Below are 23,325 nucleotides of genomic sequence, written 5' to 3' on the forward strand. Positions count from 1 at the left end.
CAGCAGGCGAAAACGCTTCTGGCTATAGGGATGTTATCGGCTTGCTAAAGTGAAACTTGAGGCGCAATGATCAGAACAGGTCGCCCATATCCTGACTGTAAGCTTTGACGACTTTGTCGCCCATACTTTTGAATTGCTGAATCATTCCCACCAGCTTTTGCGCATATTTTGGATCGGTGGCATAACCGGCCGCCTGTAAGGCCTGCGCACCCTGCTCTGCGCTTGAGGCGTTCGTCACCGCCGCATAGCGTGGGTTTTTGGTCAGGAGTTTGACGTAGTCGGTCAGCGCCTCGAAATAGGAGTTATAGACGCGGAAGCTGGCACGCACTTTCTTCGCTTCGCCCTGCTCATATTCGGTGGTCATGATATCGGTGGTGTCACCTTTCCAGTCGCCGCTGGCTTTAATCCCGAACACGTTGTAGCTCGGTTTGCCGTCGCGGGTCAGGATCTGACGCTGGCCCCAGCCCGACTCAAGCGCAGCCTGCGCCAGAATCAGGTGATGAGGAATGCCACTCTGCTGGCTGGCAGCCTGGGCCGGTTGCGTCAGCTGGGCGATAAACTCGCGGCTGTCACTGGGCAGACCCGTCGGTGAAGCGACCGGCGGCAGACGCGGCATTGCCTTACGCACAATCTGCTCCAGCTGCTGCGCGGGCAGTGGTGTTGCCCCGCTGGTGCTGAGAATAAAGCTGTTATCCAGCTTCATCGGCACCGTACCGGCTTTTTCATCCGGCGCGGTGGCGGGCTGCATCTGTTTGACGATGGTTTCCGCCAGGCCGAGGCCGCGCTTCCCCATCTCCTGTGCAATCTGCTGGTCATACATAGAGGTAAAGAGTTTGGTCTGCTCGTTGCCCATAATGCCGTCCTGCGGCAACGCCTCGCGCATACTCTTCAGCATCATCTGTACAAACATCCCTTCGACCTGACGTGCCACCTGCAACGCTTGTCCTTTCGGATCGTTGCTGGCCTGGCGTTTCAGTTCATTCAGGGAACGGCTGTCGAAAGCCGAACTCGTCAGAGATTGCATATCAGCCATCAGATAATTTCCAGTTTGGCACGCAGACAGCCGGCACTCTGCATCGACTGCAGAATTGACATCAGTTCGATAGGTGACGCACCCAGCGCATTCAGCGCACGCACCACGTTGTTCAGGTTGGCGCTGGCGTTGACGCGTTGCAGCGCACCGCCGGTCTGGCGCAGATCGATCTGAGTCTGCGTCGTCGCCACCGTCTGACCACCGGCCAGTGGGGTATCAGGCTGACTGACGTTCTGCTGCTGGTTAACCGTCACCGACAGGTTGCCCTGCGCCACCGCACACTGATTCAGCGTCACTTCACGGTTCATTACCACCGAACCGGTACGGGAGTTGATGATGACTTTGGCATCTTCAACCGGGATCGACACATTAATGTTCTGGATCTCAGCCAGCAGACGCACCTGCGCACCATTATTAGGCGATACGCGGATCTGCACGGTACGGGCATCCAGCGGCTGCGCTGCGCCGTAACCGCCACGGGCGTTAATGGCATCAGCAATTCGCTGCGCCATCGAGAAATCTTCGCTGTTAAGCTGCAGGTTAATGGTGTTCTGCGTACCAAAGTTGCTCTGCAGTTCACGCTCAACGGTTGCACCGCCGGTGATACGGCCACCGTTCAGCTGGTTAACCTGAACACTGCTGCCGCCCGCTGACGCACCCGCGCCACCGACAAGGATATTACCCTGCGCCAGCGCATAAACCTGGTTATCGACCCCTTTCATCGGCGTCATTAACAGCGTGCCGCCGCGCAGGCTTTTGGCGTTACCCAGTGACGAGACCACCACATCCAGGTTCTGTCCCTGACGGGCAAACGAGGGCAGTTTTGCGGTGACCATGACGGCCGCCACGTTCTTCAGCTGCATGTTGGTCCCGGTGGGAACGGTAATACCAAGCTGCGACAGCATGTTGCTCACTGTCTGGGTAGTAAATGGCGTCTGGGTAGTCTGGTCACCGGTGCCATCCAGCCCCACAACCAGGCCGTAGCCCAGCAGCTGGTTATCACGAACGCCCTGTACCGTGGTTAAATCACGAATCAAATCGGCTTTTGCCAGCAGGCTGAAGCCCAGCAGCAGCGCCAGCCCGGCGCGTAACAGCGTTAACTTTTTCATTGAAACCTCTTACATCGGCGAGATGTTCAGGAAGAAACGCTGGAACCAACCCATGGTCTGCGCCTCATTGATGTAACCATTTCCGACGTACTCAATACGTGCATCGGCGACAGCGGTAGATAACACGGCGTTACTGGCGCTGATGGTGCGTGGGTTGACCACGCCCGAGAAGCGAATGAACTCCGTGCCCTGATTAATGGCGATCTGTTTTTCACCGACCACGTGCAGGTTGCCGTTTGACAACACCTGATCCACGGTGACGGTAATGGTGCCGGTAAAGGTGTTATTGGCGGATGCGCCGCCTTTACCTGCGAAATCGTTTTTGCCTTCGGCGCTGAGGTTGGCTTTTTCACCACCTGCACCCACCAGGCCTGCCAGACCAGTCGGCACCGCGCTCACACCAAAGCTATTGCTGCCATCGCGACTGGCATTGGCTGAGGAGCTCTTGCTGGCGCTGACGTTTTCCTGCAGCGTAATGGTCAGAGTATCGCCAATGTTGCGTGGACGGCGATCTTCAAACAGCGGCTGATAGCCGTAGTTAAGCGGTGCGACGCCCTGGAATATAGAGCCGTTGACCACCGGTGGCGCGGACGGCATTGGTTGCGCTGTAGTTGCACCTTCGACCAGCGGGGTACGCGGGACCAGGGCACATCCGTTGAGAGTTAGCAGCAACGAGGCGACTAACCAATGTCCAGGCTTGAGAATCTGTTGCTTCGCCACGGCGTCACGACCTTATTAATGTCTGTCATTCAGGCCAGCACGCGCTGGCCCTGTTCGGGATTAAAGCTGAGTTAATTTCGCCAGCATCTGATCAGAGGTACTGATCGCCTTGCTGTTGATTTCGTAGGCGCGCTGCGTCTGAATCATGGTGACCAGTTCTTCCGCTACGTTAACGTTCGAGGTTTCGGTATAGCCCTGATAGAGCAGGCCCGCGCCGTTCTGGCCTGGCGTGCTGTCTGTCGGAGCGCCCGATGCCTGCGTTTCCTTGTAGAGGTTTTCACCCACGCTATCGAGACCGGCGTCATTCATAAAGGTGCTCAGGGTTAACTGACCGACCTGCGCGGCCTGAGCCTGGCCCTGCTGCGTCACGCTGACCACACCGTCACGCGACACCGTGATGCTGGTGGCGTTAGCCGGAATGGTAATGCCTGGCTGTACCGGGAAACCGGAGTTGGTCACCAGCTGGCCGTTCTGATCAACCTGAAACGCGCCGTCACGGGTATAAGCAGAGGTGCCATCCGGCATCTGAATCTGAAAATAACCCTGGCCGTTAATGGCGATATCTTTTGAGTTGCTGGTCTGCGACAGGTTGCCCTGCGTATGCAGACGTTCAGTGGTCACCGGACGTACACCAGTACCGATCTGCAAACCAGATGGCAGCGTTGTCTGTTCAGATGACTGGGTGCCCGGCTGGCGCATAGTCTGGTACATCAGATCTTCGAACACGGCACGCGAACGCTTAAAACCGTTGGTGCTGACGTTTGCCAGGTTGTTGGCAATAACGTCCATGTTCATCTGCTGCGCATCAAGACCGGTCTTAGCGATCCATAAAGAACGAATCATGTTGTTATCCTCGTGCCTTAGCCCATGCTCAGGAGCTGGTTGGCTTTTTGTTCATTTTCGTCGACGTTGGTGATGACTTTCATCTGCATCTCAAAACGTCGGGCGTTGGCGATCATATCGACCATGGTTTCTACCGGTTTGACGTTGCTGCCTTCCAGCACGCCAGGCATCACCTGCATAGTGGCATCAGCCTGCAGTGCGGCACCGCGGGTCGCCTGCGTCGACGCAGTAGGCCGGAACATGCCGTCATCACTGCGCTGCAGCTCCTGTCCGGTTGCCCTGACCAGCTTCAGCTTGCCCAACTGAACCGTGGCGTTCGGCGAATCACCGGCATTCAGCCCGGTGATCGAGCCGTCGGCTGCAATGGTGATTTCAGTGCCCTGCGGGATCACAATCGGACCGCCATCGCCCATCACAGGATTGCCCTGAACCGTCAGCGTACCGGTCGGACTGATTTGCATATTGCCGTTGCGGGTATAGGCTTCGCTGCCGTCAGCGGTACGCACCGCCAGCCAGCCATCCTGCTGCACCGCTACATCGAGCGGACGCTCGGTGTAATCCATCGCGCCCTGACTCATGTCGGCGCCCGGTGTCGAGGCGGCGACCAGCGTACGGGTTGGCAGCGACCAGCCACTCACCGGCACAGCACGCAGCGCATTCAGCTGCGCACGAAAACCCGGTGTAGAGGCGTTGGCGAGGTTGCTGGCGGTAACCGCCTGCTGATCCAGCGTCTGGCTGGCCGCGCCCATCGCGGTATATATCGCGTGATCCATATGGCAATCCTGTTAGCGAATTAACGTAAGTTAACCAGCGTGTTGAGAATCTGGTCCTGAGTTTTAATAGTCTGCGCATTCGCCTGATAGTTACGCTGCGCGACGATCATGTTCACCAGCTCTTTACTCATGTCGACGTTGGAAGATTCCAGTGCGCCAGCCGTCAGTGAACCAAAGGTGCCGGTATTCGCCAGACCGATTGCTGCCTGACCGGATGCACTTGACGCAGACCAGACGTTGTCGCCCTGAGACTGCAGACCTTCCGGGTTAGAGAAGCTCGCCAGGACAATCTGACCCAGCAGCTGGGTTTTCTGGTTTGAGTAGCTGCCGGTGATGGTGCCGTCATCATTGATCGCGTAGCTGGTCAGATCGCCAGGCGCATAACCATCCTGCGTCGGGCTGCCAAAGGTGGTGCTGCCGGTGTTCTGCTGCAGGCTGCCCAGCATGCTCAGGTTGATCGGCTGATTGGCGACTGCGCCATTCGCTCCGCCCACGTTCAGCGTCAGGCCGACGGTGCCATCGGTAGTCGTGCTGACGACAGCGCCGGTGGCATCCAGCTTAGAGACGCTGGTCAGCTTACCGCTGGTGTCAAACGCCATTCTGAAGTCACCCGCTGAACTGCCGGTGTTGCCATCAATGGTGCGCACGGTCCAGCTGTTGCTGGTGGTGTCTTTCACGAAATACATGTCGAGCGCGTGATCATTACCCTGCGAGTCGAACACGGTTGCCGTGGTTTTCTTGTTGTAGCTGTCTGCGTTCGCCGTCGAGAAGGTGGCCACAGATGGCGTTGTATCCGTTGAGTTCAGGTTGGCAACCAGACCGGCAGTGGTGGTCGCGCGGGCTGACATCTGCTCGGTAGGAATACGCAGCGCCACCGGGTTAGCACCTGCCTGGATAGTGGCCGGTGAACCGCTGGCCGGATAGCCGGTCACGTTCAGACCCTGGGTATTGACCAGGTTACGGTTGGCATCCAGCGTTAACTGACCATTGCGTGAATAGAAGACGCCGCCGCTGCTGTCGGTCATACGGAAGAAACCGTTGCCGCTCAGCGCAACGTCCAGGCCACGACTGGTTGTGGTGGTGGCGCCGTCGTTAAAGTTCTGGATTACCGCAGCGACTTTGGTGCCGAGGCCGACGTTAGAACCGGCAAACATATCGGCAAACGCGATGGTGCTCGATTTAAAGCCCGCAGTGGCGGAGTTGGCAATGTTGTTACCGATGACATCAAGGTTACTTGAAGCAGCACCAAGGCCGCTGACCGCTTGGGAAAATGACATGTGTTTGTTTCCTGTCTACAGGTTAATCAGAGAATCTGACGTACGTCGTCAAGGGTGGCGGAGCCCATGGTGCCGAGATCCAGTTTTGTGGTGTTGTTCGCAGTACTCACCCCATTGACGTAGGCGTAGTTAAGCGGTTGTGCCACCAGTTGTGCGTTGCCATTGCTTGCGGCAATCGCAACGCTGTATTTACCATCCGGGGCGACAGAGCCATCTGTCAGCTTGCCGTCCCACGAGAAGGTGTGCACGCCAGCGCTCAGCGCGCCCAGATCGACGGTGTCGATCACCGTGCCACTGGCATCTTTAATGGTTGCCGATGTGCCGGTTGAGGCGGAGGCCAGCTCAACGCCAAATGGCGTTGTGGTACCGTTGCCTACCAGAATCTGTCCGCCATTGACCATTACGCCATGCCCAATCAGCGTGGAGCTCTGCAGCGACTGGCTGGTGCTGATCTGGCCGGAGATCGATCCCAGTGTGGTATTCAGTTTTTCAATGCCGCTCAGGGTATTGATCTGTGCCAGCTGCGTGGTGAGCTGGCTGTTATCCATTGGATTGGTTGGATCCTGGTTCTTTAACTGCGTCACCAGCATGGTCAGGAACTGATTCTGCAGATCCTGCGCATTGTTGCCGGTGCCACTGGTGTTAGAAGAGCTAAGGACCGTGGGGTCCAGTCTTTCGTTAACGCCTACCGCGATAGCCATAATTTTTCTCCGTTATTGCCCGATCGTCAGGGTTTTCATCATCATCGACTTCACGGTGTTGAGCACTTCGACGTTGGCCTGGTAGCTGCGTGACGCCGACATGGTGTTGACGCTTTCAGAGACCACATCCACGTTCGGCATCTTCACGTAGCCTTTGGCATCTGCCATCGGATTGCCCGGGTCATAGACCAGCTTGGCCGGTGTAGGGTCATCCACGACTCTTGCCACTTTCACGCCGCCGGTGGCTGAGCCTGGTGCCGCATCGGTCTGGAAAACCACCTGCTTTGCCACGTAAGGCTTGCCATCGGGGCCGGTGACGCTATCGGCGTTCGCCAGGTTACTGGCACTGACGTTTAATCGCTGTGATTGCGCGGTCATCGCTGAACCGGCAATGTCAAAAATATTCAGCAAGGCCATAATTATTGTCCTTGTAACACGCTCATCATGCCTTTGATCTGGCTGCTGATGAGGGTGAGGTCGGTTTGATATTTCAGGCTGTTATCCGCGAACTGCGTACGCTCACGGTCCATATCTACGGTGTTGCCGTCGGCAGAAGGCTGGTCAGGAATGCGATAAAGCATATCCATCGATGGCACGCCGTTTGTCTGTGCTTCAATGTGGCGAGCTGACGTGACTTTTAACGCCATGCTGCTGCCTTCCGCACGACCATTGGACATCACCCGACTCAGCTCGCTGGCAAAGTCGATATCCCGGGCCTGATAACCAGGGGTATCGGCGTTGGCAATATTTGACGCCAGGATCTCCTGACGTTGAGCACGCAGGTTGAGGGCCTCCGTACCAAATTTCAGCGCCGCATCCAGTTTGTCGAGCATGTTTCCTCCGCGTATGAGAATTTCGAGCTCGCAGCTTAATTTGAAAACGCAAGGGGTCATCGTCTGAATAAGGCCTCAAATGACCGCTATTTTGACAATTAAGGATTTTTCTTAAGGGAGTACACTCGTCGCCATCATCAGTGAGGAAATGCACAATGCGTCGATATCTGACCCTGCTGACCAGTCTGCTGGTCGCGATCGCCCTGCCGGTTTCCGCCGGGGATCTCAATGCACAACTGAATCAATTTTTTAAAGCGCGTGACGCCCAGCATGCTGATGGCATGGTCGTGGTGGTACGCACGCCGCAGGAACAGTGGCCAGCCTGTGAGGCGCCACAGTTCACCCTGCCCGGCAACAGCCGGTTGTGGGGCAATATGAGCGTGGCGGCAAACTGTGGCGAGAACCGCCGTTATATTCAGGTTCAGGTGCAGGTCACCGGTTCCTATCTGGTGGCGAACCGGCTGCTGAGCCAGGGCAGTAGCGTGAGCGAGAGTGATTTCACTCTGCAGACCGGCCGCCTCGATACTCTGCCCGCCCGCGCCCTGCTGAATGCGGACTCGGTCGCAGACGCCGTGGTGCTGCGTGATATCCAGCCAGGACAGCCGATTAATCCCTCTACGCTGCGTCAGCCGTGGCGTGTCAAGGCAGGTCAGAATGTGATGGTGATTGCCAGCGGTGACGGCTTTGACGCCAGCGGTGAGGGCAAGGCGCTGAATAACGCCGCCCGATCGCAGTCGGTCCGGGTCAGGATGGGAAATGGCCAGATTGTCAGCGGCAAGGTACGCGAGGATGGGAATATTCTTATAACGCTGTAAAGTGTTAAAGAAGCCAGTAGTGCTGCCGATAGAAGAATCAACGAAGCGATAACGCTATTCTGATTCAGGTGGCAGACTTCCCCTGACCGTACAGGAGCCCGAACATGAGCATTGACAGAACGCAACCTCTGAAACCCGCCAGCACCGTACAGAGCCGCGATAGCAGTGAGTCCGGCAGCAGCAAAGTGCGCCAGAACGCCAGCCCGGTGGCAGCAGCCACGACCCCTGCAGCAGCCCAGGTCAGCCTGAGCAGCGCGCAGTCGCAGCTGATGCAGCCGAGCAGCAAAGATATTAACGTCGAGCGCGTTGAACAACTGAAAACCGCCATTCGTAATGGCGAACTGAAGATGGATACCGGCAAAATCGCCGATGCGCTGATTGCCGACACCAAGGCGTATTTAGAGGGTAATTAGTTCCCATGAGTAATTTGCAGACCACCTTAGATAAGATGCAGGACGTGCTGGCGTCGCTCTCAGCCGTGCTGGAAGAAGAGCAGCAGCAGCTGGCAGCCGGAAACATTAACAGTAATCTGTTGCAGCGTATTACCGAAGATAAAAGCGCGCTGCTCAGTACGCTGAACTATCTGGATGAGATGCGCCGCACCGCTGAGCAGAGTCAGGCGACATCGGCACCTTATCGTGGTCAGAACGACATGGCGCGCCGCTGGGACACTATCCAGCAGCATAGCCGTCGTCTGCAGGATGCCAATGTTCATAACGGCCTGCTGCTGCAACACCAGATCCGCTACACCCAGGATGCGCTTGACGTGCTGAAGCCGCATCAGACCCAGGCCTTTTACGGCCCGGATGGGATGGGTAAAGGCCAGGCGACGTTAAGTCGCAAAGCCTGAACCGGAAAGTAGCGAAAAAAAATCCCGCCTGGTGCGGGATTTTTTATTGGTGCGTTTTTTCCTTCACCATGATGAGCTTTAAAATTGAGCCTGCACAGGGAACAGGGGCAGATCGGAAAGACGCTAAAGCCAATCCCTCGCCGCTCGGCCCGCGCTGTCCATGGCGCGGGACGCTTTCCTCCTCTGCCCCTGTTCCCTGCGCGTTGAATTTATTTATTGCGGCAAGCTTTACACAGCGGTGCGACGCGCGTAGTCGCGCAGCCGGAAGCCCAGCAGCCCCAGCGCCAGGAAGTAGGCCCCGCCGCCCACACCACAGACCGCGGCCAGTCGCAGCAGCCGCCACAGCATCGATCCCTGCTCCCAGGCTGGCATCCACTGCAGCATGGCAAACAGCGCGCCTGCCATCACCACTACAGCTATCAGCAGGCGGATCAGGAAGCTGCTCCAGCCCGGCTGCGGCATAAAGATATTCTTCTTACGCAGCTGCCAGTAGAGCAGCGACGCATTCAGACAGGCTGCCAGCCCAATCGACAGTGACAGACCGGCGTGTTTCAGCGGACCAATAAACGCCAGGTTCATTACCTGCGTCATGATCAGCGTGATAATCGCAATTTTAACCGGCGTTTTGATGTCCTGACGGGAATAGAAGCCCGGAGCCAGCACCTTGACCACGATCAGCCCCATCAGTCCGACGGAGTAGGCGATCAGGGCGCGCTGCGTCATCAGTGCATCAAAGGCAGTGAATTTGCCGTACTGGAACAGCGCCACGGTCAGCGGGCCGGAGAGCATGCCCAGCGCCACCGCGCTGGGAAGCGCCAGCAGGAAACAGAGGCGCAGACCCCAGTCCATCAGCCGGGAATATTCATCATGGTTGCCGCTGGCAAAACTTTTGGCCAGCGACGGCAGCAGAATAGTGCCCAGCGCCACGCCCAGCACACCCGAGGGGAACTCCATCAGGCGGTCCGCGTAGTACATCCAGGAGACCGAACCTGAGACCAGAAACGAGGCGAAGATGGTGTTGATGATCAGTGAGATCTGACTGACAGAAACGCCCAGAATGGCAGGTCCCATCTGACGCATGACCCGCCAGACGCCCGCATCACGCAGATTCAGGCGTGGCAGCACCAGCATCCCGAGTTTCTTCAGGTGTGGCAGCTGATAGCCGAGTTGCAGCACGCCGCCAGCCACCACGGCCCAGGCCAGCGCCATTACCGGTGGGTGGAAGTGCGGCGCGGCAAACAGCGCAAAGCCAATCATGCTGACGTTCAGCAGGGTCGGTGCAAAGGCCGGTACCGAGAAGCGGTTCCAGGTATTCAGCACCGCACCCGCCAGTGACGCCAGCGAAATCAGCATAATATAGGGAAAGGTCACCCGCAGCAGCGAGCTGGTGAGCGCAAACTTATCGGGACTGTCGGCAAAGCCGGGTGCCGTCACCATGATGACCCAGGGCGCAGCAATCATGCCCGCCACCGTGACCAGCGCCAGCGCCAGCGTCAGCAGGCCCGAGACGTAAGCCAGGAACAGTTTCGTCGCCTCTTCGCCCTGCTTGCTTTTATATTCAGCCAGAATGGGCACGAAGGCCTGAGAAAAGGCGCCTTCAGCAAAAATACGCCGCAGCAGATTGGGAAGTTTAAACGCAACAAAGAACGCATCGGTCGCCATTCCGGCGCCAAACACCCGCGCCACGATGGCATCACGGGCAAAGCCCAGTACGCGGGAAAACAGGGTCATAGAACTGACCGCTGCCAGCGATTTCAACAAATTCATAATTGACGGCGCATCCTGAAAAGAATCGGCAAAAAAGGAGAATTAGCGCGGGCACCCAGAAGATGCCCGGCGACAGTCTACTGCCACGGAGGGAAATGACCAGCACGGAGTGTTACAAGGCGTTATTCCCGCGTCGCCTCACGCCACAATTTTTCCACCACACGCTGCGCCATCAGTGCCTGCTCACCGCTGGTTTCAGGCTTCGTCTGATTTTGTACGCAGTCGATGAAATGGCGAGCCGCACCGCTGAAACCGCGCTGGGTCAGATGACTCTGCCAGGCGGGCGGTGGCGTAATCAGCAGCCCGTCACGCCGTTCTTCCTGCCAGTCGCGCATCTCACTGATGTCGATGCACTTACCGTCACACACTGCGCTGACCCGCTCGCGCTGACTGCCTGCGCGCCGGTGCATGCTGGTGGTAATCGACAAGCCCTCAACAGCGAAATGGTGCTCGGCATAGAGCATCTGCCCCTGTTCGTTGGTGTCGATGCGTCCCTGAACCTGGCGAAAGGGTTTCCCGCCCAGCCAGAGGGCGGTATCCACCACATGCAGATAGTCATCGAGCAGGGTAAAGCGGAGATCCTGTGGCCCGACGCTGTCGCTACGGTGCTTTTCAATCCGCAGAGAAGCGGCGTCCGCCATCTCTGCCCGCAACTGCTGATAGCGCGGGGCGAACCGCCGGTTAAACGCCACCATCAGCTTACGCTGCCGTTTTTCCGCCAGCGCCACCAGCGCCTCAGCCTGCTCCAGGGTTTCAGCCAGCGGCTTATCGACGCAGACATCCTTTCCTGCCAGCAGCAGCGCCCTGACCACTTCATAGTGCGTGGCGGTGCTGCTGTGGACAAAGACCGCGTCGCAGGCAGCGGCTAATTCATTCAGCGAACCAAAACATGGCATGCGATAGCTGTCACAGACCGGCCGGGCTTTGGCCTGGTTCGGGGAAAACGCCCCTGCCAGGGTCCAGTCCGTCGCCGCCGACAGCACCGGCAGCCAGGCTTTCTGCGCGATACCGCCTAATCCCACTACGCCAATACGTAAGGTCATCTCAGCTCTCCGGTTGCAGCAGTTGGGTGAGTTGTGTCTGAAGCGCTGCAACCTGCTGTTCCAGCGTTGCGACCCGCGCCGCCAGATCGCCCTGCTCTTCCGACGCGTCTGCTGCCTGCGGCTGGTCAGGCTCATCGCCCAGCAGATGCATAAAGCGGCTTTCGCGCTTGCCAGGTTCACGCGACAGACGGATCACCTGAGCACTGTCGTCGCGCTGCATCAATCCTTCCAGCGTTTGCTCAACTTCGCTGACATCACTGAACTCGTGCAGACGACCGCTGCGGGTACGCAGTTCGCCTGGCGTCTGGGGCCCGCGCAGTAACAGCAGCGTCAGGAGAGCGACTTCTGCACTGTTAAGCTTTAGCGTGCCAAATGCGGAGTTGCAGAAACGCTGCTCATATTTCACGACCCGCTGCCCGGCGGCGCTGCTGGCTGTAATCAGATGCCGTTTTTCCAGCTGATCGAGCTGATCCTGTACCTCACTTTCGCTCAGCTCCATCACCGGCTCGCGGTTCGATTTCTGGTTACAGGCAACCACCACGCCATTCAGTGACAGCGGATACTGTTCCGGCGTGGTGACCTGCTTCTCAAGCAGGCAGCCCAGCACGCGCATCGCCTGCGCCGATAAAATCATCTTCATGCTCGCATCCTCATTATTATCCACGCCGGTCAGGCGTCCATTCCCGCAGGGTTAAGGCTGTCAGCACGTGATCCTGCCAGCGTCCGTCGATCAGCAGATAATCTTTCGCGTAACCCTCTTTCTCAAAACCGAGTCGCGCCAGCAGATCGCCGCTGCGCTGGTTGTGCGGCATGTAGTTAGCCATGATGCGGTGAATATGCTGCTGGCGCTGCATATAGCGGATAGCCACCTGCAACGCTTCGAACATGAACCCCTGCCCCTGCCACTTTTCACCCAGTGAATAGCCGAGGTAACAGGCATGAAAGGATCCGCGTAACACGTTGCTGAAGTTCGCCACCCCTCTCACTTCGGTTTCATTGCTGTCCATTAAAATGAAATAGAAGGCCGAACCCTGCTTATGCATGTCGGAAATCAGCCCGAGCCGCGCCTGCCAGCCCGAGGGATAGCAGTGGCTGTCATCGCGCACCGGCTCCCACGGCTTTAAAAACAGGCGGTTTTCCGCGTAGTAATCTGCCATTCGCCAGGCATCACGCTCGTGAACCAGACGGACCACCAGCCGATCGGTGGTTAATCGCACCCTGGGCGCGGCAGAACGATAGCCAAACATCCTGACTCCTGAAATCAATGGCTGATAGAGATGAGCCGTCATTACCCGGCTTTCACTATAACCGCCGCATGGGCTGCGGTAAAACGTTACAGCGGTTTAGTGATAAAGAGGCTGATTTTGCTCGGGTTGCACCGCGGATAACCACTACTGCAGGCAGCATCACCAGCGGATCCTGCAGCGCGCCTGACAGGCAGGTTTGCCCTGTGGAGTAATCTCTTCCATACTTTTTACGAGCCCGAAAGCAGGATGAATTGATTCACTCTGTTAAACATTAAACCTGTAAAACCCGGGAGATCAGGATGAAGCTCTATATCTACGACCACTGCCCTTTCTGCGTTAAAGCGCGAATGATTTTTGGCCTGAAAAACAAACCGGTTGAGCTGGTGGTAATGCTCAACGACGATGAAGAGACGCCGAAACGACTGATCGGACAGAAAATGGCGCCCATTCTGCAGAAGCAGGATGGCAGCGCGATGCCTGAAAGTATGGAGATCGTACACTATGTCGATCAGCAGGATGGCGAACCGATGATCGTCGGCGCGCTCAATCCGGCGATCGGCGACTGGCTGCGTCACATGAACAGCTATGTTAATAAACTGCTGCTGCCGCGCATTGCAGAAGCGGCGTTTGCCGAATTTGCGACGCCTGAGGCGCGTGACTATTTCCGCAACAAAAAGCAGGCGAGCATCGGTGATTTCGACACGCTGAAAAGTCACTCTGCTGGCCTGATCAAAAACGTCAGCGACGATCTGCGCAAGCTGGACAAATTAATCGCCCAGCCCAATGCGGTGAATGGCGAGCTGTCCGAAGATGATTTTAATCTCTTCCCGCTGCTGCGCTCTCTGACGCTGGTGGCCGGTATCGACTGGCCGAGCCGGGTCGCTGACTACCGCGATAACATGGCTAAACAGACCCAGGTGAATCTGCTCTCCTCGATAGCTCACTAACCCCTCCCGATGAGAGACGCTGCGGCGTTTCTCATCTCTTTCCTGATGACACCCGCTACGCATTCAGGCAGGCTATGGCCTGTTTATTGGCTCTGATATTCAGGATAAGATCGATGAAAAAGGCTTTTTCGGGCTGACTGCCCTGTTGATCGCGCTGCTGGTGAGCGGCTGTAATCAACTGACGCAATACACCATCAGCGAACAGGAAGTAAACCAGGCGCTGCAGAAGCACAACAACTATGAGAAAGATATTGGCGTTTCCGGGCTGGTTAATGCGCACATCGTCCTGAACAACCTGACCAGTCAGATTGGCCGTGAAGAGCCAGGTAAAGTGACGCTCTCTGGCAATGCTAAAATCAATGTGACGTCACTGTTTGGTCCGCAGCAGGCCGATATGCAACTGAAGATGCGTGCTCAGCCGGTCTATGACCAGCAGCAGGGTGCAATCTATCTGCGCGATCTGGAAATTGTTGATGCGCAGGTTGCGCCGGAAAAAATGGCCTCCATTATGAAAACGCTGACGCCTTATCTGAATCAGTCGCTGAAAAACTACTTTGATCAAAAGCCGGCTTACGTGCTCAGCGCTGACCGCAGCAAAGGCGAGTCGCTGGCGAAGAAATTTGCCAAAGGACTGGAAGTAAAACCTGGCGAACTGGTTATTCCCTTTACGCAGTAATGCCAGTCAGTTAAGCGACAGGTGACAACGCAGTCTGGTGCCGGGCAGGGGCTGGCGGTCCTCGCGACGCTGCGCGGTTCCTTCACTTCATTCGCCTGCCTGACGGACCGCCGGGGATGGCACATCCTGTGCCGCCCCGCCTTTCGCCCGCGTCCTGCGGGCTCTCCTGGCAGACTCATTCTGTTCAGCGCTGCGGATTGCCTGCCCCTGCCCGGCCCCTGCCTGCTCTGAAACTTCAGAGTGTATTGTTAAAAAGGGCACGAGAGAGGAGGCCTGAGCGCCTCTGCTGCTGAAAGGGCTATCCGCAGCGCAGAGGCGTGACGGCGGGCCAGAAGTCCACGCCGGGAAGCGTGGACAGTTCGGGGCCGGCCAGGGAGGGCCGATCCCCGAACGGTTCGTCGGCACGACGTCAAAGCCGAAGGAACCGCGTGAGCGGCGCGAGGACGGCCCGGCAGCAGCAGCGGTGCTCAGGCCCGCACTGCGGCTTGCTCGCCCGGAAAAAAAGCTGCCACGTTTGACCGTGACAGCCTTTACAAATCTAATCTTAACTGATCAGCATTACCCTGTTGGGCAGCGGATTTTCTTTGACAGCATAAAAAGCAGGTGCAAACGGTTGCCTGAATCCTTATGCTTAGACCCCGGCCAAAACACGCCTTTTGTTTCCCTTCTGCCGGAGCTTCACTGATGACAGCACAACCTCAGCAACTTACCCTGCGTCGCCCTGACGACTGGCATATTCATCTGCGCGACGATGAGATGCTCAACACGGTCCTCCCCTATACCAGCGCGGTGAATGGTCGTGCCATTGTGATGCCTAACCTGGTACCGCCGGTGACCAGCGTGGCAGCAGGTGAAGCGTACCGCGATCGCATCCTGGCGGCGCTGCCCGCCGATCACGCCTTTACGCCGCTGATGACCTGCTATCTGACCGACTCGCTTGATCCTGATGAGCTTGAGCGCGGTTTCACCTCCGGTCTGTTTACCGCGGCTAAGCTCTATCCGGCGCACGCTACGACGAACTCCAGCCATGGCGTTACCGATATCGCCTCCATTACCCGAGTGCTGGAGCGGATGCAGAAGCTCGGTATGCCACTGCTGATCCACGGCGAAGTCACCGATGCCCATGTCGATATTTTTGACCGCGAAGCCCGGTTTATCGAAACGGTTATGGTGCCGCTGCGCAGCCAGTTTCCGGCACTGAAAGTAGTGATGGAGCACATTACCACTCAGGACGCCGCAGAATATGTTGCCGCCGCCGATGAGACGCTGGGTGCAACCATTACCCCGCAGCATTTGATGTTTAACCGTAATCACATGCTGGTGGGCGGAATTCGTCCGCACCTCTATTGCCTGCCGATTCTTAAGCGCAACGTGCACCAGGAGGCTTTGCGCAAATTAGTGGCGAGTGGTCATCCGCGCGTCTTCCTCGGCACCGACACAGCACCGCATCTGCGTCATCTTAAAGAGGCCAGTTGCGGCTGCGCGGGGGTATTTAATGCGCCAGCGTCGTTACCCGCTTACGCCACCGTTTTTGAAGAGCTGAACGCGCTGGAACATTTTGAAGCGTTCTGTTCGGAGAATGGCCCGCGTTTTTACGGCCTGCCGCTGAATGAAGGGACGATCACCCTGGTGCGTGAGCCCTGGCAGGTGCCAGAGTCCATCGCACTCGGCAGCCACTCACTGGTGCCGTTCCTGGCGGGTGAAACGCTGAACTGGCGCATCGCATAATTTTACTTGCCTCCGGCCTGCTGATACTGTAAATATATACAGTACCTTAAACGGAGGCTGTTATGCGCGTTGAAATTACCGTATCAAATACCCGACCTCTTCCTGCTGGCGCGATAGAAGCGTTAAGCGATGAATTATCGCGCCGCATTGATGAACAGTTCCCTGACTCGACCAATCACGTCAAGGTACGTTATGCCAGTGCCAATAATCTCAGCGTGCTGGGCGGTGGAAAAGAGACGCGCGACCAGATCAGCGAAATCCTGCAGCAGACGTGGGAAAGCGCTGACGACTGGTTCAATACTGATTAACCGCCACTGTGCTTTTTTTCCGGGTGTCGCCACCCGGTTTTTTTATCTTTTCTCCCCTCTCGCACTTACCCCGTCCTGCATCTAGACTCTTAATGATCAATGCCCTATCCTTGCGCTCGTCACGCATAACAGGAGGTGCGACACCATGACTACTGATAAACCGGAAGAGGCGATGACCTTTGGTGAGTTGTTAGCACTGATTGGTGATCAGAAGCGTCGTTTAACGGTGCTGGAAAATGCCTTTTCCAGTCTGATTTTCTGTCTTGACGATCGTGCCAGTCAGCTACTGGTACATAATCTGTCGCTGGAAGCCCAAAATCAAAACCATGATGAGCAGCTTCAGCAGCACTTTGCCCGTCTGGCAGAAACACTGCAAAAACGCGGCGGCGGCGTAGTGCCAGAAACGCCGGCTCTCTGAGTTCCCGCTCACGCGGCATAGCCCGCTTTTTGCCTGTCTTTTGACTGCTGATAAAAATGCCTGCCCGTCAGGCATTTTATTTTTTTACCCCCGTCTTTCAAACGCAAATATTCTGTGAGAAGCTGACTCACGGCATTTTTTAAACAGTGATACCCTCGTTTACTGTTATAATTGTTTCGCTATTGGAATAAAAAAGCCGCATTGAACCTCATCATGCACTTCGTTTAACGAGTAATAAGGAGGTTATAATGGACAGAAGAAAAGACGTTATACAGACTCACCCACTGGTGGGCTGGGATATCAGTACCGTTGACAGCTATGACGCCATGATGATCCGCCTGCACTCGTTGTCGTCGCAGGATCAAAAAGAAGAAGAAGCGGATGTTGGCCCGACTTACTGGCTGACAACGGATGTGGCAAGGCAATTTATCTCGATCCTCGAAGCAGGCATCGCCAAGATAGAGTCAGCCGAGCAGATAGAACGACTCCTCAATAAGCATTAATTTCTGCCGCATCAAAGAGGCGCCCTCAGGGGTGCCTTTTTCGTTTCTGTTTCTGGTATGCTTTTGATTATCTGTCTCTTAGAGCGTAGTTACCATGATTTATGATCTTATCGTCGTTGGCAGCGGTTCTGTGGGCGCGGCGGCAGGCTACTATGCCACCCAGGCGGGTTTATCGGTGTTAATGATCGACAGCGCCCATCCTCCCCATAATCAGGGCACACATCATGGCGAGAGCCGGCTGATTCGTCACGCTTATGGTGAAGGTGAACGCTATGTACCCCTGGTCCTGCGGGCGCAAACGCTGTGGGATGAGCTGGAACAGCGTGCCGGTGAGCGCATCATGCATCGCAGCGGCGTACTTAACCTCGCCCCGAATCAGTCGCCGTTTATTCAGAACGTTATCGACAGCGCGACCCGCTGGCAGCTCAATATCGAGGTGATGCAGCCTGACGACGTGCACAGGCGCTGGCCACAAATCAATGTGCCTGAGGGCTATCTGGGCGTATTTGAGCCGCAGTCTGGCTATCTGAAATGTGAACAGGCGGTACGCAGCTGGATCCAGCTGGCGGAGCAGGCGGGCTGCGCGCAGCTGTTTAACTGCCCGGTTTCAGAGCTGGGTCGCGATGGCGATCTGCAGCAGGTCACTACCCTGGATGGCGTCTACCGGGGCCGCAAAATGTTGATCAGTGCGGGCACCTGGGTTGGCAAATTAGTGCCTGACCTGCCGGTTGCGCCCACCCGCAAGGTGTTCGCCTGGTATCAGGCAGATGGCCGCTACAGTGAGAATAATAAATTTCCCGGTTTTACGGTGGAAATGGGCGATGGCAGCCAGTTTTATGGCTTCCCGGCGGATAACAACGCCCTGAAAGTAGGTCGTCATGATGGCGGTCAGCTGATGCAGCAGCCGGAGGATCGTAAACCTTTTGGCGCGGTGGCGGCCGATGGCAGTGAAGCTTTTGGATTCCTCCGTCAGTTTTTACCTGGCGTCGGTGTCTGTCTGCATGGCGAAGCCTGCAGCTACGATTTTAGCCCGGATGAAGACTTTATTATTGATACCCTGCCGGGTGAACCAGACCGCTTGTTAATTACCGGGCTCAGTGGACACGGGTTTAAATTTGCCAGCGTATTGGGCGAACTGGCTGCAGAATTTGCCCAGCAAAAACCGTTCTCTTTTGATCTGACCCCCTTCCGCCTCTCACGTTTCTGACTCTGATAAAGGGTGGTATCAGGTTGATGCCGCCCGATTGACAGGCTTTGACAAAAACTGACTATTACTGACATAAGGCCAGATTATATTTCGCCCTTATGGTTAATTCCGGCCCTTTTTAGTTGACGACCAGCGCGTCAGAAATAAATCATTCAGTAATATTGCGCATTTCACGCCCGGTTTATTCAACCTTTTCACAATATAAAATTAAAGTTATAGAAGCGTAAGGATGATTGCTTTTATATTTCATAATGTGGATGCTTATTTCAGATTATTACTTCATGAAAACCCCATTATGTTATTACGTAATTCATCTCATCAGTTTGGCCTGGTTGCCGTGCTGTTGCACTGGTCGATGGCGCTGGCGATTTATGCCATGTTCGCGCTGGGATTATGGATGGTCGGCCTCGGCTATTACGACAGCTGGTATCACGACGCGCCTGAGATCCATAAAAGCATCGGCGTGATCCTGTTGCTGACGCTGATCGTTCGCCTGCTGTGGCGCGTTATTTCACCGCCGCCAAAACCGCTTAGCAGTTATTCCCCGCTGGTACGCATCAGTTCGGTGGTGGCCCACCTGTTACTGTATACCCTGCTGCTGGCGATTCTGATCAGCGGCTATCTGATCTCCACCGCCGATGGCAAACCCATCTCAGTATTCAGCTGGTTCGCCCTGCCCGCGCTGTTCAGCGGTGCTGGCGAACAGGCTGATCTTGCGGGCGACATTCACCTCTGGCTGGCCTGGACGGTTGTGGTCCTGTCACTGCTGCATGGTCTGGCTGCGGTCAAACATCACTTTATCGATCGCGATATCACCTTAAAACGGATGTCGGGTTTGCGTTTCACCTCTCCCTCTGAAAAGGATAAATAATATGTTTAAAAAGACCCTGCTGGCGATGACCGGTGCCACTATGCTGCTCGGCTCACTCACCGCCTCTGCCGCTGACTACAAAATCGATAAAGAGGGCCAGCACGCCTTTATTCAGTTCCGTATCCAGCATCTGGGTTACAGCTGGCTCTACGGCACCTTTAAGGATTTTGATGGCCGCTTCACCTTTGATGAGAAGAATCCTGCCGCAGATAAAGTCGACGTCACTATTAACACCAGCAGTATCGATACTAACCATGCTGAACGTGACAAGCACCTGCGCAGTGCGGACTTCCTGAATACCAGCAAAAACCCGCAGGCCACGTTCAAATCCACAGCGGTAAAAAAAGAGGGTGATGAGCTGAAGATTACTGGCGACCTTACGCTGAATGGCGTGACCAAACCGGTAACGCTCGAGGCAAAAATGCTGGGAGAAGGTAAAGATCCGTGGGGCGGCTACCGCGCTGGCTTTGAGGCCGAAGGGGAAATTGCACTGAAAGATTTCAACATCACCAAAGATCTGGGGCCAGCTTCGCAGAAGGTTCAGTTGATGATCTCGGTTGAGGGTGTACGCCAGTAAAAGAGCAAGCCGCCTGAAGCTGACTTCAGGCGGCCACGCTTATTTCTTCAGCGGCGAGGGAATGGTCATGTTTAACAGGCCACGCGACTTGTTAAAGATTTTGTTGCCATTTTCACGTCCTGCCCGACGCGCACGCTGCTCTTCCGGTGAGAGCTTCGCCTCTTCCTGGCAGATCGGGCTACAGCAGTTCTCAAACTTCTCCGCGCAGCTTTTGCACTGAATAAACAGCAGATGACAACCGTCATTGACGCAATTAACGTGGGTATCACAGGGTTCGCCGCACTGATGACAGTTAGACAACACATCGTCAGAGATCCGCTCACCCATTCGCTCATCAAAAACAAAGTTTTTGCCTTTGAAGCGTACCGGTAATCCCTGCTCACGGGCGCGTCGGGCATACTCTATGATACCGCCCTCAATGTGATAGACATCCTCAAAGCCGTTGTGGCGCATCCAGGCGCTGGCCTTTTCACAGCGGATCCCGCCGGTGCAGTACATCACGATCTTTTTGTCTTTCTGATCCTGCAGCATCTCAACCGCCATCGGCAGCTGATCGCGGAAGGTGTCAGCAGGCACTTCCAGCGCGTTGTCGAAGCGACCCACTTCATATTCGTAGTGGTTACGCATATCCACGAACAGGGCGTCAGGATCGTCCAGCATGGCGTTAACGTCCGCCGCTTTAAGATACTGACCCACATCGCTGGCATCAAAACTGTCGTCTTCAATACCGTCCGCGACAATGCGGTCGCGTACTTTCAGACGCAGCACCCAGAACGATTTACCATCATCATCCAGCGCAATATTCATCCGCAGGTTGTTCAGCGCCGGATCAAAGCCATATAGCCATTCTTTCATCTTTTCATACTGGCTGGCTGGCACGCTGATCTGCGCATTGATGCCTTCGTGGGCCACGTAGACGCGACCAAAGACCTTAAGAGCCGTCAGGCCAAGATAGAGCGCGTCACGGAATGCTTTGGGATCGGCAATCTGGAAATATTTATAAAAAGAGACAGTGGTGCGCGGCTCGGTTTCAGCCAGCATGCGCGCCTTCAGCTCTTTATTGGAAACGAGGTTATGTAACACTGGCATGGTGTTCGTCCTGTTATCAATAGAAGAAATTTAGCGCGCACATGATACCTGATTTCACCGGGATGCAAAGGCCAGTGACCAGATTGATCGCCTGTTGCCGTTTTTTCCAGCAACATTGGACTATTAACCTTTGTTCATTGATGGCACGTTCCGATAGTGATATTTAAGCGCACGTCAAAAACTGGCACAATAGTGTAAATCAACGAGATATCAGCACCGCACGGTGCGCGACGCAGGAAAATTAACCTTCACATGACTCAGTTGCCTCAGTTTTCACGAGAACTGCTTCACCCGCGCTATTGGCTGACCTGGCTGGGTGTCGCTTCTCTTTATCTTTTGGTGCTACTTCCTTATCCCCTGCTTTATGTTCTCGGCTGTAATATTGGCCGCATTGGGATGCGTTTTATGAAACACCGCGTCAGTATTTCCCGGCGTAATCTGGAATTAAGTTTTCCGGATATGCCGGTAAATGAACGCGAAGCGATGGTTAAACACAATTTCGAATCGGTCGGCATGGGATTAATCGAGACCGGTATGGCGTGGTTCTGGCCTGACTGGCGCATCAATAAATGGCATACGCCTTCGGGGCTGGAGCATATTCAGCAGGCGCGCGATAGCCAACGCGGCGTGTTGCTTATCGGCATGCACTTTCTGACGCTGGAGATTGGTGCACGCATGTTTGGTATCCATAACCCTGGCATTGGCGTCTATCGCCCTAATGACAACAAACTGATCGACTGGCTTCAGGTCAAAGGTCGGATGCGGTCGAATAAAAGCATGCTCGACCGTAAAGATCTCAAAGGAATGATCCGCGCACTGAAACAGGGTGACATTATCTGGTATGCGCCCGACCACGATTATGGCCCGCGCAGCAGCGTCTTTGTGCCCTTCTTTGGCGTGGAAAAAGCGGCCACAACGGTGGGCACCCATCTGCTGATCCGCACCGGTAAACCGGCTGTCATCCCTTTCGTACCGCGTCGTCTGCCTGGGGGGCGCGGCTATGAGCTGATGATACTGCCTGACATCAGCGGCGAATTTACGCTGGAAAGTGATGTCGCAACCGCAACCAGAATGAATCAGGTTGTTGAAGAGGGTGTGCTGCTGGCACCGGAACAGTACATGTGGTTGCACCGCCGCTTTAAAACGCGCCCCGAGGGCGAACCCTCACGCTACTAATCATTTCGCGCTAAATGTCTGTCAGGCATTTAGCGCATTTTACTCCCCCGCTAAATAAATCACTCATGCCTGACTCATCCTGTAAGCGAAACTGCAGGTCCAGTAATTAATAAACGCCCGTATTCATAATATAATTTCTCTCTGTTTAAAGTTAAAACCGCTTATCAATTAACAGGACGGCAGGCGGCATTCAGCCTGTTTCGCTTTTTATTAATTAATATTGCAGCGAGTGCTATTAAATGCGTGATGGCGCTGATTATTCTGCACGCCAGGCCTAATCCTATTTAGCCGGTCTTAACGGTGTCTCACTGCTTATGAATCGGTAAAAATTAACTTACAATACAAGCTATTGCCTTGCGGATTTGGCTTATATTCCACTTTACATCTTTTTAACATCCCGATAGACCGTTATGGCATTTGAAGAAATTAAAGCTTATCGGTAGTTTCGTTTGTAACAGTCAGGCCTTTAACGGCTCTGGCCAGAATTATAAAAAGACATCACAGCAAACCTCTAATGGGACAGTTAATATGAACAAAGGTCTCTACTATTACGTTACAATTGGTACCGATCAGGAAAATTATCACTTTCTTCATCGTAAAGGGTGCAAGCGTATGCCTGATAAAGAAGAGGTCATATTTATCGGCACGTTATATAACTTGAGTCAGGCCCTCTCCATCGCAAGGATTAATTTTAAGAAAGTTAAGCCATGTATAAAATGTTGTATCCGCTACTCAGCACCCGTGATTCATGAGTCCGTTCAACCGGTTTTGCATTTTCCGCAAAAGATGATGTGACCCTGACCGGCGGGAAATG

The 23,325-nt window shown here is 55.2% G+C and carries 28 protein-coding genes; 14 read left to right on the forward strand and 14 right to left on the reverse strand.

Annotated features, from left to right (window positions below; translation table 11 throughout):
- Positions 1-70 precede the first annotated feature (70 nt).
- Genes flgJ through flgB form a run of 9 tightly spaced genes read right to left on the reverse strand, consistent with a single transcriptional unit; the run spans position 71 to position 7,289 of the window.
- Positions 71-1,033 carry a flagellar assembly peptidoglycan hydrolase FlgJ gene (gene flgJ / locus ACR8BN_RS11860; RefSeq protein ID WP_010246357.1) on the reverse strand — a complete coding sequence of 321 codons (963 nt, stop codon included), beginning with the start codon at positions 1,031-1,033 and terminating at the stop codon, positions 71-73.
- Positions 1,033-2,142, reverse strand: a complete 1,110-nt coding sequence (locus ACR8BN_RS11865; RefSeq protein ID WP_031592460.1) for a flagellar basal body P-ring protein FlgI — start codon at positions 2,140-2,142, stop codon at positions 1,033-1,035. Before ACR8BN_RS11865 ends, flgJ begins: the two co-directional genes overlap by 1 nt.
- A 9-nt stretch (positions 2,143-2,151) precedes the next feature.
- Entirely contained in the window at positions 2,152-2,862 is a 711-nt protein-coding gene (locus ACR8BN_RS11870) for a flagellar basal body L-ring protein FlgH (RefSeq protein WP_029518984.1), read from the reverse strand.
- 60 nt (positions 2,863-2,922) lie between these two features.
- On the reverse strand, positions 2,923-3,705 hold the full coding sequence (gene flgG, locus ACR8BN_RS11875; protein ID WP_003849881.1) for a flagellar basal-body rod protein FlgG: 783 nt from the start codon (positions 3,703-3,705) through the stop codon (positions 2,923-2,925).
- Between the two features lie 17 nt (positions 3,706-3,722).
- Complete coding sequence (locus ACR8BN_RS11880; RefSeq protein ID WP_010669843.1) at positions 3,723-4,478, reverse strand: flagellar basal body rod protein FlgF; 756 nt, start codon at positions 4,476-4,478, stop codon at positions 3,723-3,725.
- A 20-nt stretch (positions 4,479-4,498) separates the two neighbouring features.
- Positions 4,499-5,755, reverse strand: coding sequence for a flagellar hook protein FlgE (gene flgE, locus ACR8BN_RS11885; protein ID WP_031592459.1), 1,257 nt, complete (start codon positions 5,753-5,755; stop codon positions 4,499-4,501).
- A 26-nt stretch (positions 5,756-5,781) separates the two neighbouring features.
- A complete protein-coding gene (gene flgD, locus ACR8BN_RS11890) occupies positions 5,782-6,456 on the reverse strand; it encodes a flagellar hook assembly protein FlgD (protein ID WP_031592458.1) in 675 nt (224 codons plus the stop codon).
- Between the two features lie 12 nt (positions 6,457-6,468).
- On the reverse strand, positions 6,469-6,873 hold the full coding sequence (gene flgC, locus ACR8BN_RS11895) for a flagellar basal body rod protein FlgC (protein ID WP_013357440.1): 405 nt from the start codon (positions 6,871-6,873) through the stop codon (positions 6,469-6,471).
- A gap of 2 nt (positions 6,874-6,875) precedes the next feature.
- Complete coding sequence (flgB, locus tag ACR8BN_RS11900; RefSeq protein ID WP_009090882.1) at positions 6,876-7,289, reverse strand: flagellar basal body rod protein FlgB; 414 nt, start codon at positions 7,287-7,289, stop codon at positions 6,876-6,878.
- Positions 7,290-7,444: 155 nt separating this feature from the next.
- Here flgB and flgA point away from each other — a divergent pair, with 155 nt between their 5' ends.
- From flgA to flgN, 3 genes are all read left to right on the forward strand, one after another.
- The gene (gene flgA, locus ACR8BN_RS11905) at positions 7,445-8,104 is read left to right on the forward strand and encodes a flagellar basal body P-ring formation chaperone FlgA (protein WP_010246373.1); all 660 of its coding nucleotides are present in this window, start codon (positions 7,445-7,447) and stop codon (positions 8,102-8,104) included.
- 104 nt (positions 8,105-8,208) lie between these two features.
- A complete protein-coding gene (gene flgM, locus ACR8BN_RS11910; RefSeq protein WP_434746966.1) occupies positions 8,209-8,517 on the forward strand; it encodes a flagellar biosynthesis anti-sigma factor FlgM in 309 nt (102 codons plus the stop codon).
- 5 nt (positions 8,518-8,522) lie between these two features.
- A complete protein-coding gene (gene flgN, locus ACR8BN_RS11915) occupies positions 8,523-8,954 on the forward strand; it encodes a flagellar export chaperone FlgN (RefSeq protein ID WP_010246377.1) in 432 nt (143 codons plus the stop codon).
- A gap of 228 nt (positions 8,955-9,182) precedes the next feature.
- Here the strand turns inward: flgN and murJ are convergent, their stop codons facing one another.
- From murJ to rimJ, 4 genes are all read right to left on the reverse strand, one after another.
- Positions 9,183-10,721: a murein biosynthesis integral membrane protein MurJ gene (gene murJ / locus ACR8BN_RS11920; RefSeq protein WP_010246379.1), complete on the reverse strand. Its 1,539-nt coding sequence runs from the start codon at positions 10,719-10,721 to the stop codon at positions 9,183-9,185.
- Positions 10,722-10,843: 122 nt separating this feature from the next.
- On the reverse strand, positions 10,844-11,764 hold the full coding sequence (locus tag ACR8BN_RS11925) for a Gfo/Idh/MocA family protein (RefSeq protein ID WP_434746967.1): 921 nt from the start codon (positions 11,762-11,764) through the stop codon (positions 10,844-10,846).
- A gap of 1 nt (position 11,765) precedes the next feature.
- Positions 11,766-12,404, reverse strand: a complete 639-nt coding sequence (locus ACR8BN_RS11930; protein ID WP_031593648.1) for a YceH family protein — start codon at positions 12,402-12,404, stop codon at positions 11,766-11,768.
- A gap of 16 nt (positions 12,405-12,420) precedes the next feature.
- Complete coding sequence (gene rimJ, locus ACR8BN_RS11935; protein ID WP_031593649.1) at positions 12,421-13,011, reverse strand: ribosomal protein S5-alanine N-acetyltransferase; 591 nt, start codon at positions 13,009-13,011, stop codon at positions 12,421-12,423.
- 299 nt (positions 13,012-13,310) lie between these two features.
- Here rimJ and grxB point away from each other — a divergent pair, with 299 nt between their 5' ends.
- The 9 genes from grxB to ACR8BN_RS11980 all read left to right on the forward strand — a co-directional run bounded on the left by grxB (position 13,311) and on the right by ACR8BN_RS11980 (position 20,246).
- The gene (gene grxB, locus ACR8BN_RS11940; RefSeq protein ID WP_137230601.1) at positions 13,311-13,958 is read left to right on the forward strand and encodes a glutaredoxin 2; all 648 of its coding nucleotides are present in this window, start codon (positions 13,311-13,313) and stop codon (positions 13,956-13,958) included.
- A gap of 109 nt (positions 13,959-14,067) precedes the next feature.
- On the forward strand, positions 14,068-14,634 hold the full coding sequence (locus ACR8BN_RS11945; RefSeq protein WP_434747587.1) for a lipoprotein: 567 nt from the start codon (positions 14,068-14,070) through the stop codon (positions 14,632-14,634).
- A 684-nt stretch (positions 14,635-15,318) separates the two neighbouring features.
- Positions 15,319-16,362 (forward strand): dihydroorotase, encoded by a 1,044-nt coding sequence (pyrC, locus tag ACR8BN_RS11950; protein WP_083068376.1) that lies wholly within the window; start codon positions 15,319-15,321, stop codon positions 16,360-16,362.
- Between the two features lie 62 nt (positions 16,363-16,424).
- Positions 16,425-16,670: a DNA damage-inducible protein I gene (gene dinI, locus ACR8BN_RS11955; protein WP_010246395.1), complete on the forward strand. Its 246-nt coding sequence runs from the start codon at positions 16,425-16,427 to the stop codon at positions 16,668-16,670.
- Between the two features lie 145 nt (positions 16,671-16,815).
- On the forward strand, positions 16,816-17,088 hold the full coding sequence (locus ACR8BN_RS11960; protein ID WP_010246397.1) for a hypothetical protein: 273 nt from the start codon (positions 16,816-16,818) through the stop codon (positions 17,086-17,088).
- 248 nt (positions 17,089-17,336) lie between these two features.
- On the forward strand, positions 17,337-17,591 hold the full coding sequence (bssS, locus tag ACR8BN_RS11965; RefSeq protein WP_003849911.1) for a biofilm formation regulator BssS: 255 nt from the start codon (positions 17,337-17,339) through the stop codon (positions 17,589-17,591).
- Positions 17,592-17,685: 94 nt separating this feature from the next.
- Positions 17,686-18,798 (forward strand): N-methyl-L-tryptophan oxidase, encoded by a 1,113-nt coding sequence (gene solA / locus ACR8BN_RS11970; protein WP_031593655.1) that lies wholly within the window; start codon positions 17,686-17,688, stop codon positions 18,796-18,798.
- A 295-nt stretch (positions 18,799-19,093) separates the two neighbouring features.
- The gene (locus tag ACR8BN_RS11975) at positions 19,094-19,669 is read left to right on the forward strand and encodes a cytochrome b (protein ID WP_434746968.1); all 576 of its coding nucleotides are present in this window, start codon (positions 19,094-19,096) and stop codon (positions 19,667-19,669) included.
- Between the two features lies 1 nt (position 19,670).
- Entirely contained in the window at positions 19,671-20,246 is a 576-nt protein-coding gene (locus ACR8BN_RS11980) for a YceI family protein (protein WP_039392386.1), read from the forward strand.
- Positions 20,247-20,285: 39 nt separating this feature from the next.
- Here ACR8BN_RS11980 and ACR8BN_RS11985 read toward each other — a convergent pair whose 3' ends face one another.
- Complete coding sequence (locus ACR8BN_RS11985; RefSeq protein ID WP_010246407.1) at positions 20,286-21,335, reverse strand: rhodanese-related sulfurtransferase; 1,050 nt, start codon at positions 21,333-21,335, stop codon at positions 20,286-20,288.
- A gap of 252 nt (positions 21,336-21,587) precedes the next feature.
- On the opposite strand from ACR8BN_RS11985, the gene ACR8BN_RS11990 reads away from it, so the two are divergent.
- Entirely contained in the window at positions 21,588-22,511 is a 924-nt protein-coding gene (locus ACR8BN_RS11990; RefSeq protein WP_010246409.1) for a Kdo(2)-lipid IV(A) acyltransferase, read from the forward strand.
- A gap of 528 nt (positions 22,512-23,039) precedes the next feature.
- Positions 23,040-23,306, forward strand: coding sequence for a hypothetical protein (locus ACR8BN_RS11995; protein WP_052270943.1), 267 nt, complete (start codon positions 23,040-23,042; stop codon positions 23,304-23,306).
- The last annotated feature ends 19 nt before the right edge of the window (positions 23,307-23,325 follow it).

This window comes from Pantoea sp. Lu_F5_004 (assembly GCF_051136245.1).
Classification (GTDB): domain Bacteria; phylum Pseudomonadota; class Gammaproteobacteria; order Enterobacterales; family Enterobacteriaceae; genus Pantoea; species Pantoea agglomerans.

Bases quoted from the DNA above. Each gene is read 5' to 3' on its own strand.
- flgJ (WP_010246357.1), bottom strand. From the start codon at position 1,033: ATGGCTGATATGCAATCTCTGACGAGTTCGGCTTTCGACAGCCGTTCC.
- ACR8BN_RS11865 (WP_031592460.1), bottom strand. From the start codon at position 2,142: ATGAAAAAGTTAACGCTGTTACGCGCCGGGCTGGCGCTGCTGCTGGGC.
- flgG (WP_003849881.1), bottom strand. From the start codon at position 3,705: ATGATTCGTTCTTTATGGATCGCTAAGACCGGTCTTGATGCGCAGCAG.
- ACR8BN_RS11880 (WP_010669843.1), bottom strand. From the start codon at position 4,478: ATGGATCACGCGATATATACCGCGATGGGCGCGGCCAGCCAGACGCTG.
- flgE (WP_031592459.1), bottom strand. From the start codon at position 5,755: ATGTCATTTTCCCAAGCGGTCAGCGGCCTTGGTGCTGCTTCAAGTAAC.
- flgD (WP_031592458.1), bottom strand. From the start codon at position 6,456: ATGGCTATCGCGGTAGGCGTTAACGAAAGACTGGACCCCACGGTCCTT.
- flgC (WP_013357440.1), bottom strand. From the start codon at position 6,873: ATGGCCTTGCTGAATATTTTTGACATTGCCGGTTCAGCGATGACCGCG.
- flgB (WP_009090882.1), bottom strand. From the start codon at position 7,289: ATGCTCGACAAACTGGATGCGGCGCTGAAATTTGGTACGGAGGCCCTC.
- flgA (WP_010246373.1), top strand. From the start codon at position 7,445: ATGCGTCGATATCTGACCCTGCTGACCAGTCTGCTGGTCGCGATCGCC.
- flgM (WP_434746966.1), top strand. From the start codon at position 8,209: ATGAGCATTGACAGAACGCAACCTCTGAAACCCGCCAGCACCGTACAG.
- flgN (WP_010246377.1), top strand. From the start codon at position 8,523: ATGAGTAATTTGCAGACCACCTTAGATAAGATGCAGGACGTGCTGGCG.
- murJ (WP_010246379.1), bottom strand. From the start codon at position 10,721: ATGAATTTGTTGAAATCGCTGGCAGCGGTCAGTTCTATGACCCTGTTT.
- ACR8BN_RS11925 (WP_434746967.1), bottom strand. From the start codon at position 11,764: ATGACCTTACGTATTGGCGTAGTGGGATTAGGCGGTATCGCGCAGAAA.
- ACR8BN_RS11930 (WP_031593648.1), bottom strand. From the start codon at position 12,404: ATGAAGATGATTTTATCGGCGCAGGCGATGCGCGTGCTGGGCTGCCTG.
- rimJ (WP_031593649.1), bottom strand. From the start codon at position 13,011: ATGTTTGGCTATCGTTCTGCCGCGCCCAGGGTGCGATTAACCACCGAT.
- grxB (WP_137230601.1), top strand. From the start codon at position 13,311: ATGAAGCTCTATATCTACGACCACTGCCCTTTCTGCGTTAAAGCGCGA.
- pyrC (WP_083068376.1), top strand. From the start codon at position 15,319: ATGACAGCACAACCTCAGCAACTTACCCTGCGTCGCCCTGACGACTGG.
- dinI (WP_010246395.1), top strand. From the start codon at position 16,425: ATGCGCGTTGAAATTACCGTATCAAATACCCGACCTCTTCCTGCTGGC.
- ACR8BN_RS11960 (WP_010246397.1), top strand. From the start codon at position 16,816: ATGACTACTGATAAACCGGAAGAGGCGATGACCTTTGGTGAGTTGTTA.
- bssS (WP_003849911.1), top strand. From the start codon at position 17,337: ATGGACAGAAGAAAAGACGTTATACAGACTCACCCACTGGTGGGCTGG.
- solA (WP_031593655.1), top strand. From the start codon at position 17,686: ATGATTTATGATCTTATCGTCGTTGGCAGCGGTTCTGTGGGCGCGGCG.
- ACR8BN_RS11975 (WP_434746968.1), top strand. From the start codon at position 19,094: ATGTTATTACGTAATTCATCTCATCAGTTTGGCCTGGTTGCCGTGCTG.
- ACR8BN_RS11980 (WP_039392386.1), top strand. From the start codon at position 19,671: ATGTTTAAAAAGACCCTGCTGGCGATGACCGGTGCCACTATGCTGCTC.
- ACR8BN_RS11985 (WP_010246407.1), bottom strand. From the start codon at position 21,335: ATGCCAGTGTTACATAACCTCGTTTCCAATAAAGAGCTGAAGGCGCGC.
- ACR8BN_RS11990 (WP_010246409.1), top strand. From the start codon at position 21,588: ATGACTCAGTTGCCTCAGTTTTCACGAGAACTGCTTCACCCGCGCTAT.
- ACR8BN_RS11995 (WP_052270943.1), top strand. From the start codon at position 23,040: ATGAACAAAGGTCTCTACTATTACGTTACAATTGGTACCGATCAGGAA.